This window comes from Agromyces sp. Y558 (genome assembly GCF_059445415.1).
Map to the genome: position 1 here is coordinate 363,568 of NZ_JCAIUH010000001.1, position 11,879 is coordinate 375,446.

The following is an 11,879-nucleotide window of genomic DNA, read 5'->3' on the forward strand; positions in this document are numbered from 1 at the left end:
CCGTCGATCGGTCGCCGGGGTCAGATACCGTCGCCCGGGGAGACGTCGTCGACGTCTCCCCGGTGGGCGTCGGGGTCGGCGTGGGCGTCGGGGTCGGCGTCGGCGTCGACCGCAGCGGGCGCGGCCGACTCAGTGTCTGGCTCGACGGACGCCGCCGCTGCAGACGCCGCAGCGCCACCCGCGACGGCGAGCGCCGGCGACACCGAGGCATCCGATCCGCCGCCCGCCGCCTTCGCCGCCCGCTTCGCCCGGCGACGCTCGCGCCCGCCCTCGACGAGGTCGTAGAGCACCGGCAGCACCACGAGGGTGAGCGCCGTCGACGACACGAGTCCGCCGATCACGACGAGCGCGAGCGGCTGCGAGATGAAGCCGCCATGACCGGTGATGCCGAGCGCCATGGGCAGCAACGCGAAGATCGTCGCGAGCGCGGTCATCAGGATCGGGCGCAGTCGCCTCGACGAACCGTGCACGAGAGCTTCACGCACGGTCATTCCGCGATCTCGATACTGGTTCACGAGGTCGACGAGCACGATCGCGTTCGTCACGACGATGCCGACGAGCATCAGCACACCGACGAGCGAGGCGACGCCGAGGGGGATGCCCGTGATCACCTGCAGCGCGATCGCACCGGTCGCCGCGAACGGCACCGACACGAGCAGCAGCAACGGCTGCAGCAATGAACGGAACGTCGCCACCATCACGATGTAGACGATCAGGATCGCGGCGAGCAGTGCGAGCCCGAGCTGCGAGAACGACTCGGTCTGGTCGGCGCTGACGCCGCCGATCGATGCCGTCGTGCCGGCGGGCAGCTCGACCGCCGCGACCGCCGCCGAGACGGCGCCGCTCGCCGTGCCGAGGTCGTCTCCCGAGGGCGTCGCAGACACCGTCGCGCTGCGGAGGCCCTGCACGGTGGTGACGGATGCCGGCCCCTCGACGTTCTCGACTGTCGCGAGCGAATCGAGCCGCACGAGGCCGGCGGGAGTCGGCACCTCGAGCGCCGACAGCTCCTCGACGGTCCTCGGCGGGTTCGCGGCGGCGAGGTAGATCGTGAGCGTCTTCTCGTCGATCACGACGGAGCCCGCGCTCTGCGGTTGCATCGCGGCGGACACGACCGCACCGAGGGCGACCTCGGAGTAGCCCGCGGCAGCGGCATCCGCTCGGTTCACCTCGACGGCGACGTAGGGCTGGGACTCCGACAGGTTCGACGACACCTGCGCGATGGAATCGATGCCGTCGAGCTCTTCGACCACGGCATCCGTCGCGGCTTGCAGGTCTTCGGCGTTCGACGCGGTGATGTCGACTTCGATGTCGTTCGAGGCGCCGAACCCGCTCGACGCGGCGAGGGTGACGTCGCCGACGTCGTCGAGGGCGGCCAGTTCGTCGCGCACGCTCGCCTGCAGTGCATCTTGATCGGCGCTCTCGTCGGTCGTGACCGAGTACGTCACGGTCGCACCGCCACCACCGAACGCGGCGGCGAGTCCGCTGCCGCCGCCGATCGAGGTCTGCACGGTCTCGACGCCCTCGGTGTCGCGGATCACCCGCTCGACCGGCTCGGACGCCGCTTCCAGCGCGCCGAGGCTCGTACCGAGCGGCAGCTCCTGCGACACCTGGAACGTGTTCTGGCCCGAGGATCCGAGGAAGTTCGTCTTCATGAGCGGGGTGAGCGCGACGGTGCCGCCGAGCACGAGCAGCGCGACGACGATCGTCACGACGCCATGCTTCAAGGTCCACTCGATGATCGGCAGGTAGCCGCGCTGCAGGCGCGACGGGTGCTCGAGTTCGTCGACGGCTGCTGCGGCGCTGGTGCCGGTCGCCGGCACCGGCGTTTCGTCGACGAACGCCGCCGCCGCGACCCCTGCATCGGCCCCGGAATCACCCGGTCCCTGAGCCTGTCGAAGGGTCGCGGGCTTCAGGAACCAGTACGCGAGCACCGGCACGATCGTGAGCGAGACGAGCAGTGAGGCGACGAGCGCGATGGTCACGGTGAGTGCGAACGGCCGGAACAGTTCTCCTGTGACGCCCTCGACGAGTGCGAGCGGCAGGAAGACCGCGACGGTCGTGATGGTGGACGCCGTGATGGCGCCGGCGACCTCGCGCACGGCGTGCACGATCGTCGAGGCCTTGTCGACGCCTTCGATGAGGTGGCGCTTGATGTTCTCGATGACGACGATGGAGTCGTCGACGACACGGCCGATGGCGATCGTGAGCGCACCGAGCGTGAGGATGTTGAGCGTGTAGTCGGCCGCCTGCAACCCGATGAAGGTGATGAGCACCGAGGTCGGAATCGAGATCGCGGTCACGAGCGTCGCCCGGATCGAGAGCAGGAAGACGAGGATCACGATCACCGCGAACAGGAGGCCGAGCAGGCCCTCGGTCGCGAGCGACTCGATCGACTGCTCGATGTAAGGAGCCTGGTCGAAGACGACCGTGAAGGTCGCTCCCGGATTCGTGGTGTCGAGCGAGGACTCGAGGTCGGGCAGCAGCGCGGTCACCGCGTTCGACACCTCGACGGTGTTGGCCGCGGGCAGCTTCGTGACCGAGATGGTGAGTGCGGGCTCGCCGTTGACGCGCGAGATGCTCGAGACGGGGTTGTCGGTGAGCTCGACGGATGCCACGTCGGCGATCGTCGCCGCGACGGGAACGCTGTTGGTTGAGCCTGTCGAAACCGAGCCTGGCGCAACCGAGTCTGGTGCAACCGAGCCCGTCGGCTCCTGCTCTGCCGACGGTTGCTCTTCGGTCGCCGGCTGGTCGCCGGCCGGGGTCTCGGGGGGCGGGGCCGGCAGCACTTGCTCGGTCGCTCCCAGCACGGGTAGCGCGGCGATCTCCTCGATGCTGCCGATACGCGTGCCGGTCTGCACGGCGAAGGTGGAGTCGCCCTCGGTGATGCTGCCGGCGGGTACGAGCAAGCCGTTCTGCTGCAACGCGTCGCGAATCGCCTGCTGGGTCAGCCCGAGCGCCGCGAGCTTCTCGGGGTCGGGTGTGATGGTGACCCGCTGGCCGACCTCGCCGATGAGGCTCGCTTCACGCACGCCGTCGACGTCGGTGATCTCGGGCAGAGTAGTGCGCTCGATCTCGTCGGAGAGCGCGCTGATGTCGTCGGCGCCGGTGACTGCGATCTGCAGCACGGGGAAGTCGTCGAGACTGAGGGCGAGCACCTGGGGGTCGACATCCTCGGGCAACTGGCTCGAGATGCGGTTCACCGCCGAGAGCAACTTCTGCTCGACGAACGCGAGGTCGGTGCCGTAGGTGAAGCTCGCGGTCACCCGCGAGAGACCGGTCGAGCTCGTCGTCGAGGTCGACTCGAGTCCGGTGATGCCCTGGATCGCGGTCTCGATCGGCGTCGAGACATCCGTGTTGACGATGTCGGGTGACGCCCCCGGGTAGCTCGTCACGATCGACAGCTGCGGGAACTCGATCGACGGTGCCAGCTCCTGCTTGAGGCTCGTGAGCGAGATACCGCCGAAGATCGCGACGACGACGGTGATGAGCGCGATGAGCGCGCGGTTCTTCATGCTGAGCGCTGCGAGCAGGTGCATTGCTCAATTCTCGCAGGCACGAGCGAGCGATATCTCGAACCGATGAAATCCGAGTGACATTCGGTGAATTCCGATCGCCTCGAGTCGGGCAGCCTCCGGGCGAGCTCAGATCACCGACGCGAGCAGGCTCTGGTCGGGCGCCGGCGCCGCCCCCGAGAGCGAGCGCCACGCGCGGGCGAGCGCCTGCACCGCGGCATCCGTCGTCTCGGCCGGATAGCAGATGGGCAGCCTGAGGAATCGTTCGAACGCGCCGTCGATGCCGAACCTCGGCCCCGCCGCGATGATCAGCCCCTGCGAACGGGCGGCGAGCGCGAGCTGCGAACTCACGGCGGCGCCGAGCCCGACCCACGTGACGATACCGCCGTCGACGTGCGGCACCTGCCATTCGGGGAACGCCTCGGCGAGCAACCCCTCGAGCCGGTCGCGCCCGGCTCGGAGCTGCTCGCGGCGCAGGTCGAGGATGTCATCCATGCGCGGAAGCAGTCGGGTGACGAGCAACTGCTCGATGATCGGCGTGCCGAGATCGCCGGGTGATCGCACGGCGAGCAGGCGCCGGATGAGCGGCTGGTCGGCGCGGATCCAGCCGACGCGCACGCCGCCCCAGACCGTCTTGCCGACCGAGCCGACCATGATCGCCGGACCGTACGCGGCCATCGGCAGGAAGGATCCTGCGCGATCGATATCGAGTTCGCCGGTCGTCTCGTCGGCCACGATCACCGTGCCCTGTCGGGCGGCGGCGTCGAGCACGCGCTCACGGGCGTCGACGCTCATCGATCGCCCCGTCGGGTTCTGGAAGTCGGGCATGAGATACGCGGCAACCGGGTTCGAATGCCCGATCGCTCGAGTGAGCGCCTCGGTCTCGGCCTGCCCGGTCCAGGCGGGGTCATCGCGCGACGCGACGCTCACGGGCACGAGCCGGGCACCCGCCGCGCGCAGCGCCTCATACGCGTGCGGGTACGTCGGCGCCTCGATGATGGCCCGGTCACCGCGCCCGACGATCGCACGGGAGAGCAACGCGATCGCGTGCTGCGCACCGATCGTGACCATGATCTGCTCGGGAGCTGTCGGGAGTCCGCGCGCCGTGTAGCGATCGGCGATCGCCGCACGCAACGCGGGCGTGCCGATCGGATCGAACCCGGCGTCGCCGAGGTGCTCTGGCAGATCGTCGATCGCCTGCCGCGCGACATCCGGAAGCCAGGGAAGCGCCGTGGGCGCCGCCTTGGAGAAGTCGATGTAGTCGGAGGCGGGTGGCGCCGGCAGGATCGTCGGCGCTCCGGGCAGTCTCGCGACGCTGCCCGAGCCGCGCAGGCTCAGCACGAGCCCCTGCTCACGAAGATGACGGTAGGCAGCGGTCACCGTGGTGCGACTGAGCCCGAGTCGCTCGGCGAGATCGCGCTCGGCCGGCAGCCGGGTGTCGACGGGGATGCGGCCGTCGAGCACGAGCAACCGGATGCGTTCGGCGAGCGCGTGATACGCGCTGCCTGCGCCCGTTCGCCAGTCGCCGAGCAGGTTCTCGAGCGATCGCGCGCTCAGTGTGGACTCCGCCATTCGAGCCACTTTAGACGAATTGGCTCTTTGCGAAAAGGCCAATCATGCAATTGGATTGCAGAATGCCCCGCTCGCCCCTCTTTCAGTCTGCCGATTCGACCCCGGTACTCGTACGCCGGTTCGTGCAGCTCTTCGTCGGGCTGTTCCTCTACGGCATCGCCATCGCATTCATCGTGCGCGGCGAGCTCGGCGTCGGCCCATGGGACGTGCTGACGCAGGGCATCGCGAAGCACACCGGCGCCGGCTTCGGCCTCATCACGGTGCTCATGAGCGGCGTGGTGCTGCTGCTCTGGATCCCGATCCGCCAGCGACTCGGGTTCGGCACCGTCATGAACGCCCTGCTCATCGGCCCAGCCGCCGACGTCGGCCTCTGGCTCATCCCTCCGGGGCTCGACCTCTGGGTGCGCGTGCTCTTGCTCCCCGCAGGCATCCTCCTGCTCGCCGTGGCGACGGGCCTCTACATCGGCGCGCACTTCGGCCCCGGCCCGCGCGACGGCCTGATGACGGGCCTGCACCGCGTCACCGGCTGGAAGATCTGGATCGTGCGCACCGGCATCGAGCTCATCGTGCTCGCCGCAGGCTGGCTGCTCGGCGGCAATGTCGGCATCGGCACCGTCGCCTTCGCGGTGCTCATCGGGCCGCTCTGCGGGTACACGATCCCGCTGTTCGCGATCAAGCGCACGCCGATCGCGCCGGTCGCGCCAGTCGCGCCAGACACACCGAGCTTCGAAAGCGCGCCGGACGCGCCAGACACAACGGGCATCGAGCGAGCGGATGCCGCTGCGCCCGGGTCCCCCGCCACATCTGCCACATCTGCCGACCCCGCGACATCCGCCACACCCGCCGACCCCGCCACATCTGCCGACCCCGCCACATCCGCCGACCCCGCCACATCCGCGACATCCGCCGCCTGACCCCGACCCTCGCCGCATCCGCGACATCCGCCGACCCCGTGACATCGGCCGACCCCGCGACATCCGCCGCCTGACCGCGACCCTCGCCACCATGACCGTCACATCGACTCCCAGCAATTCAGGACGACGATGGCGTGTCTCACGCGCAACCGTGGCGACACGCCGGGCGACACACCTCCGCTCCTGAATTACTGAAGCCGACCGGGCGCCGAGACCGCAGTCGCCCCCGAGGCCGGGACACCTCGGGGGCGACTGCACGGGCTCGCGTTACAGCTCGCGCTACAGCTCGCGCTCGGCGTAGGCCGTCATCGCGTCGCGCACGAACTCGGCACCCGCCTGGCCGCCGTAGTTCGCGCCGAAGCGCTCGTCGGCCACGTACATCTCGGCGAGGCCGAGAAAGTAGGCCTTGCTCGGGCCGGCACCGCCGCCACCCGGCGTACCGGGCACGCCGCGCAGCCACTCGAATTGCCGCTGCCCGAGCGCCTGCGCCTCGTCGCCCGCGGGGTCGACGCCCCGCTCGAACGCCGAGATCCAGTCGCTGCTCAGCTGCAAGACGCGCTGCTGCCCCGCAGCCTTCTCTTCAGCGCTCAGCGAGCGCCACCACGCGTCGCTCTTCGCGTATGCCTCCTTGCCCCAACGCTCCTCGACCTCCTCCTTGTACTGGGTGTGGTCGAATCCGTCGAACATGTTTTCTGCCATGAGTTGTTCACCTCCTTCCAATGCTCCGATGGTGCTCACGACCGACGCGATCTGCCGCGCCAGCCGCTCCTGCTCGCCGCGCAGCCACTCGAGGTGACTGCGGAGCGCATGCGGGGCGCTCTCCTCGCGGTCGAGCACCTCGCTGATCGCCGGGAGCCCGATGCCGAGTTCGCGCAGCAGCAGGATGCGCTGCAAGCGCACGAGCGCGGCGTCGTCGTAGTAGCGATACCCGTTCGACCCGATGCGCGCCGGGGCGAGCAGCCCGATGTCGTCGTAGTGACGCAGCGTGCGGCTCGTCGTGCCGGCGAGCTTCGCGATCTCCTGGATCGACCAGTCCACGGCGTGCTCCTCTCGTGATCAGCGGGGCGTCTGCCCCACGTCACTGACGATAAAGGTTGACGCTGCGTCAATGTCAAGCTGCGGCATCCGCTCGCCCGGACGGGTTGAAGCCCCCATGGGCGCTGAGTTGCACGACGATCTGCACGACGCGCCGCGCGCAAACGGCGTGCCATGCAGATCATCGTGCAACTCGGCGAATGCGGGCCGCCGAAACACGCACTTGCGATTCGCGGAGACGCGATATATCGTGTTTACGTCAGCACACGCGATATATCGCGATACAGACTTCGAGGTCAGCGGATGCCGCGGCATCCGAACCTCGCAACAGGCCTCAACGGCGTTACGGCAACAGAAGGAGCACCGCATGTCCATCGAGAAATGGGTCATCAACCCCGGCGAAACGCGGGTCATCGACCTCGAACTGGTTCGCAAGCTCAAGGTGAGCCTCATCGGCGGCAAGGTCGACGTGATCGCCCACGACGAACCCGGCGCCCGCATCGAGGTCGCCAACGTCACCGGCAAAGACCTGAAGATCGAGATCGACGGCGATTCCCTCGAGATCGACCACCCGCAACTGCGGTGGGACAACTTCATCGACGTCTTCAAGGGCTGGGCCGGCAACGCGAAGGCCGACGTGTCCATCCTCGCTCCGCGCCATGTGGTCATGAAGCTCGGCATGGTCTCGGGCGATGCGCTCGTCTCCGGATTCACGACCGATGCGAAGCTCAGCACCGTCTCGGGCGACCTCGTGCTCGACAACCACGAGGGCGACGTCGAGCTCTCGACGGTCTCGGGCGAAGTGTCCGCCGGCAATCACACCGGCCGCATCACCGCGCACTCGGTGTCGGGCGACGTCGTCGCCACCGGCGACGTGCGCTCGTTCAACGCCGATACGGTGTCGGGCAACATGATCCTCGATGCGTTCGGCACGCCCGACCGGGTCGACACGAACACCGTCTCGGGCAACCTGACCGTGCGCTTCGCGCCGGGCGCCGGCGCTCGCTACCGCATCAACACGGTCGGCGGCACGGTGCTGATCGACGATACGACCATCAGGGGCATGCTCGGCAAGGGCTTCGAGCGCGTCACCGGCGAGCTGTCGGGCCGGTGGCTCGACCTCGGCGCGAACAGCGTCTCCGGGTCGATCTCCGTCATGCGCCGCGAGGCGAACAGCACGGCGACGGATGCCGCGGGCGCGAGCCACGGCGACGCGTCGAGCGCTTCGGGCTCGAGCGACGACGAGGCATCCCCTCGACAGGCTCAGGGCGGCGCCGCATGACCCCGCCCGTCTTCGCCCACGGCAGTCTGCGCCTCTACCTGTTGGCGCTGCTCGACGAGCAGCCGCGTCACGGTTACGAGTTGATCCAGGCGCTCTCGGAGCGCTTCGGCGGCACGTACAGCCCGAGCGCCGGCACGATCTACCCCCGCCTCTCGAAGCTCGAGGAGGAGGGCCTCGTCTCGAAGTCGACCGACGGCCGCAAGACCGTCTACGAGATCACGGATGCCGGTCGCGCCGAACTCGAGGCACGCCGCGACGAGCTCGACGGCATCGAGAACGAGGTGACCGACTCCGTGCGACGCCTCGCCAACGGCGTACGTGCCGAGGTCAACGATGCGATGCGCTCGCTCCGCGCCGAACTCGCGAGCGCGGCCCGCGAGGCCACGCGATCGGCGACCAAGATGCCGGCATCCGCGGCATCGACGTCGGGCAGCACCTCGACCACCGGTTGGGGCGGCGACGCTCGCGCCGAGACGAGCCGTGCCGTGCACGAGGCCGATCTCGTGCTGAGCGAGTTCCGGCAGCAGCTGCGCACCGATCTGCGCACCCACGCGAGTCGCGGTCGCGTCACGCCCGAGTCGGTCACACTCCTGAAGGCGCGACTCGCGCAAGTGCGCGCCGACGTGCTGGCGACCCTCACCGACCACTGAGCAGGCACCCGCCGCTCAGTCCCAGGTCATGCGGGACGGATGCCCCCGCTCCGTCCCGCATGTCAGTCGCATGTCAGCCGTATGTCAGCCGTGGGTTTGTCAGTCGTGCGTGCTTCGATGACGAAATGCCCGACATCGAACTGCGCCCGTGGTCCGAAGACGACCTCGAACTCCTCCACCGTGCGAACACGCCCGAGCTCATGGACCAGCTCGGCGGCCCCGAGAACGACGAGCAGGTGCTCGCCCGCCACGAGCGCTATCTCCGACTGCAGCGGGAGGGCGCGGCCCACCAGTTCCGTGTCGTGATCCCGGGGCATCCCGAGGGGGTCGGCATGGTCGGCTACTGGCAGCATGAGTGGCACGGCGAGCCCGCCCTCGAGAGCGGATGGTCGGTCGAGGCCGAGTATCGCGGCCAGGGCATCGCTCCTGCCGCGGTCGTTGCGATGCTCGAGGCGGCACGCGCCGAAGGCGAGACCCTGCCGGTGCACGCGTACCCGCGCGTCGACAACCCGCCGTCGAACGCCGTGTGCCGCAAGGCCGGCTTCCGGTTGCTCGGCGAGGAGCCGTTCGAGGTGAAGCCCGGCCTCGTGCTGCACACGAATGACTGGGTCTTCGACCTCAGCGCACCGCCGCAGGCATAGGGCGGCCGCGCGAGCGGATGCCGCGTCACCCGCGACATCCGCTCGTTTCGATCAGACGGCGTCGCCCGACGAATCGTCGCCAGACGAACCTGTGCCATCGGTGCCATCGGTGCCGGTCGAGTTCGTTCCCGACGATCCCGAGCCGTCGCCAGCACCGGGACCTGCACTCTGACGTCTCGCGTTCACGATGACGGCGGCGATGAGCGCGAGAATTCCGAGCCCGCCGACGACGAAGCCGGCGATCGCCCATCCGTCGGGGCCGCTCGCGGCGGCGTCACTGTGCGCATCGTCGTGCGCGTCGCCGTCCTCGGCGTGCTCACCCTCGTCGTCGCCGGTGGCCGCGCCGTCGTGCGGCGGCTCCTCGGTCCAGACGCCGGTCGCGTCGGCGCCGACACCGAAGTCGATGGTTCCCTCGATGGGGTGCCCGTCGCTCGAAACGGCACGCCAGCGCACCTGGTACTCGCCCTCGAGGCCGGCGGGCAGCGAGGCCGTGACGCGTGGCCCGGCGACGACGGGCTCGCCCACGGCGACCTCTTCGCCGTGGTGGTCGACCACGATCACGGCGGTACCGAGCTCGATGATGTCGTTCGAGAAGTCGAGCGCGACCTCGGTCGGGGCGGTGTCGAACACCTGGCCCGGCTCGGGGCTCGATGCGACGAGTTCGTCGTGGGCGAAGGCGGGCGATGCACCGGCGAGCGTGATGCCGGCGGCGACGGTGAGCGCGGCGGCGGTGAGCACGAAGGCGCGCACGCGGGTGGTGCGGGTCGTCGACTGGTCGACGCTGGTTGCGATGGTCATTGCGGTTGGGAGTCCTTCTCCTCAGGTCCGGGACCGATGACGGCCACGCGCGCGTGGGTCACTCGGAACATCCGGAATTCTCTGGTACGCCGAACGGCGGCGATTATGCGGAGGCGAGGAGGAGGGGCGGCCCGCGATAGCCGAACGCGGTGAAGCGCAGCCGCGAGCGAAGCTGGGGCGCCGGCGACTCGACGACCCGGAGTGCGACCGGCGCCGTGACGGCGACGGGTTGCATCGGCATGGTGAGCCGCAGTACGAATCGGCGGGCGGCGGCACCGACCGCGTGCCATGCCGCCTGTTCGAATGCGAGCAGGTACACGATGGTGAGGGCCGCAGCGACGGAGTGACCGACGAGCATCGCAGCATCGGCGTGAGTGTGTGCGGCCGCCGCGGCACCGGCGGCACCCGCGCCGTCGACGAACGCGACGGTCTGGTGGTGGCCGGCGCCGTCGATGACGAACGACCCGGTCGGCTCGCCCGCGCCGACGGCGAAGAGCAGGTGGAATGTGCCCTGGCTCGCGATCACGGCCAGCGCGGTGCGCAGCGGCGTCGAACGGCGGCCGACGAAGGCGACGGATGCCGCGAGCGCGACGATGCCGGCGAGCACGAGCCCGACCCCTCCGGGCGCCTCACCACCGGCCGCGGCGTGCGAGAACGCTGCGAGGAGCAGGGCGACCGCAGCGGTGGCGGAGCCACGCGCGAGTTGCATCGCACGGTTCACGTCCGCTCCCGGGTGGCTCGAATGATCGAAGAATCGTCACACAACTCTACAAGGCGTTCCCGGTGCTGATCGGGCGCGTTTCAGGCCACGCGCGGCTGCGGCGCGAGGCGTCCGTCACCCGGCGTCGATCGACCCTTGACACGGAACGCCGCGGGTGTAGTCTCGACCGCCGTGACGGAGAAGGCGGATACACCGCCGGCTGAATTGAAGTCGCCGAAGAACTGGATCGTCGGCGACCCGCTCCCACTGAGTACCTCGAGGGTCGCCGCATGCAGAAGCCGACGCTGAAGGCGCGGCGCATCAGCCAGAAGCTGCTCCTGGTACGCGGTGTCACGGTCGCGCTCGTGCCGTGGCTGCTCGACGCCTCCGACCTGCTCTACGGTCGGCGCTCGCGCCCGCTGCCCGGACAGGATCGTCGTGGCGAGCCCGTGCGGCCGGTGCCAAGACGAGCGAATGCCGAGAGCGGCAAGAAGCCGAGAAGTAGCGTCGGACTACGGCTACGGACGCGATGGATGCCTCGGTGTGCGAGTTCATCGACCGTGTCACGCACGCCGTGCGACGGCGCGACATCCGCCTGACCTCTGCGGGTTGAGCTCGTCGAAACCCCTCAGCCCCGAGTTTCGACAGGCCCACTGACCTCTGCGGGTTGAGCTTGTCGAAACCCCTCAGCCCCGGGTATCGACAGGCCCACCGACCTCTGCGGGTTGAGCTTGTCGAAACCCCTCAGCCCCGAGTCTCGACAGGCCGACTGACC

At 69.3% G+C, this 11,879-nt stretch carries 9 protein-coding genes and 1 pseudogene; 5 read left to right on the top strand and 5 right to left on the bottom strand.

Going from position 1 to position 11,879, the window contains the following annotated elements:
• Window positions 1–20: 20 nt before the first annotated feature.
• Both AC1C2T_RS01610 and yczR read right to left on the bottom strand, forming a co-directional pair.
• Entirely contained in the window at window positions 21–3,536 is a 3,516-nt protein-coding gene (locus tag AC1C2T_RS01610; RefSeq protein WP_495384008.1) for an efflux RND transporter permease subunit, read from the bottom strand.
• Window positions 3,537–3,641: 105 nt separating this feature from the next.
• Window positions 3,642–5,084, bottom strand: coding sequence for a MocR-like transcription factor YczR (gene yczR / locus AC1C2T_RS01615; RefSeq protein ID WP_495384009.1), 1,443 nt, complete (start codon window positions 5,082–5,084; stop codon window positions 3,642–3,644).
• A 62-nt stretch (window positions 5,085–5,146) separates the two neighbouring features.
• Here yczR and yczE point away from each other — a divergent pair, with 62 nt between their 5' ends.
• Window positions 5,147–5,998 (top strand): membrane protein YczE, encoded by an 852-nt coding sequence (gene yczE / locus AC1C2T_RS01620; RefSeq protein WP_495384010.1) that lies wholly within the window; start codon window positions 5,147–5,149, stop codon window positions 5,996–5,998.
• A gap of 279 nt (window positions 5,999–6,277) precedes the next feature.
• Here the strand turns inward: yczE and AC1C2T_RS01625 are convergent, their stop codons facing one another.
• On the bottom strand, window positions 6,278–7,036 hold the full coding sequence (locus AC1C2T_RS01625; RefSeq protein WP_495384011.1) for a MerR family transcriptional regulator: 759 nt from the start codon (window positions 7,034–7,036) through the stop codon (window positions 6,278–6,280).
• A 364-nt stretch (window positions 7,037–7,400) separates the two neighbouring features.
• On the opposite strand from AC1C2T_RS01625, the gene AC1C2T_RS01630 reads away from it, so the two are divergent.
• The 3 genes from AC1C2T_RS01630 to AC1C2T_RS01640 all read left to right on the top strand — a co-directional run bounded on the left by AC1C2T_RS01630 (window position 7,401) and on the right by AC1C2T_RS01640 (window position 9,606).
• On the top strand, window positions 7,401–8,315 hold the full coding sequence (locus tag AC1C2T_RS01630; protein WP_495361945.1) for a DUF4097 family beta strand repeat-containing protein: 915 nt from the start codon (window positions 7,401–7,403) through the stop codon (window positions 8,313–8,315).
• Complete coding sequence (locus tag AC1C2T_RS01635; protein ID WP_495384012.1) at window positions 8,312–8,965, top strand: PadR family transcriptional regulator; 654 nt, start codon at window positions 8,312–8,314, stop codon at window positions 8,963–8,965. The genes AC1C2T_RS01630 and AC1C2T_RS01635 overlap by 4 nt, the downstream gene beginning before the upstream one ends.
• Window positions 8,966–9,090: 125 nt before the next feature.
• Window positions 9,091–9,606, top strand: a complete 516-nt coding sequence (locus AC1C2T_RS01640; protein ID WP_495384013.1) for a GNAT family N-acetyltransferase — start codon at window positions 9,091–9,093, stop codon at window positions 9,604–9,606.
• 51 nt (window positions 9,607–9,657) lie between these two features.
• Here the strand turns inward: AC1C2T_RS01640 and AC1C2T_RS01645 are convergent, their stop codons facing one another.
• Both AC1C2T_RS01645 and AC1C2T_RS01650 read right to left on the bottom strand, forming a co-directional pair.
• Window positions 9,658–10,404 (bottom strand): copper resistance CopC family protein, encoded by a 747-nt coding sequence (locus AC1C2T_RS01645; RefSeq protein ID WP_495384014.1) that lies wholly within the window; start codon window positions 10,402–10,404, stop codon window positions 9,658–9,660.
• Between the two features lie 103 nt (window positions 10,405–10,507).
• A complete protein-coding gene (locus tag AC1C2T_RS01650; protein WP_495384015.1) occupies window positions 10,508–11,125 on the bottom strand; it encodes a hypothetical protein in 618 nt (205 codons plus the stop codon).
• Between the two features lie 287 nt (window positions 11,126–11,412).
• Here AC1C2T_RS01650 and AC1C2T_RS01655 point away from each other — a divergent pair.
• Window positions 11,413–11,703: pseudogene (locus AC1C2T_RS01655) on the top strand (hypothetical protein); the annotation flags it as partial.
• Window positions 11,704–11,879 lie beyond the last annotated feature (176 nt).

What these genes read in the sequence shown, in the direction of transcription:
- AC1C2T_RS01610 (WP_495384008.1), bottom strand. Translation starts at nt 3,536, where the DNA reads ATGCACCTGCTCGCAGCGCTCAGCATGAAGAACCGCGCGCTCATCGCG.
- yczR (WP_495384009.1), bottom strand. Translation starts at nt 5,084, where the DNA reads ATGGCGGAGTCCACACTGAGCGCGCGATCGCTCGAGAACCTGCTCGGC.
- yczE (WP_495384010.1), top strand. Translation starts at nt 5,147, where the DNA reads ATGCCCCGCTCGCCCCTCTTTCAGTCTGCCGATTCGACCCCGGTACTC.
- AC1C2T_RS01630 (WP_495361945.1), top strand. Translation starts at nt 7,401, where the DNA reads ATGTCCATCGAGAAATGGGTCATCAACCCCGGCGAAACGCGGGTCATC.
- AC1C2T_RS01635 (WP_495384012.1), top strand. Translation starts at nt 8,312, where the DNA reads ATGACCCCGCCCGTCTTCGCCCACGGCAGTCTGCGCCTCTACCTGTTG.
- AC1C2T_RS01640 (WP_495384013.1), top strand. Translation starts at nt 9,091, where the DNA reads ATGCCCGACATCGAACTGCGCCCGTGGTCCGAAGACGACCTCGAACTC.
- AC1C2T_RS01645 (WP_495384014.1), bottom strand. Translation starts at nt 10,404, where the DNA reads ATGACCATCGCAACCAGCGTCGACCAGTCGACGACCCGCACCACCCGC.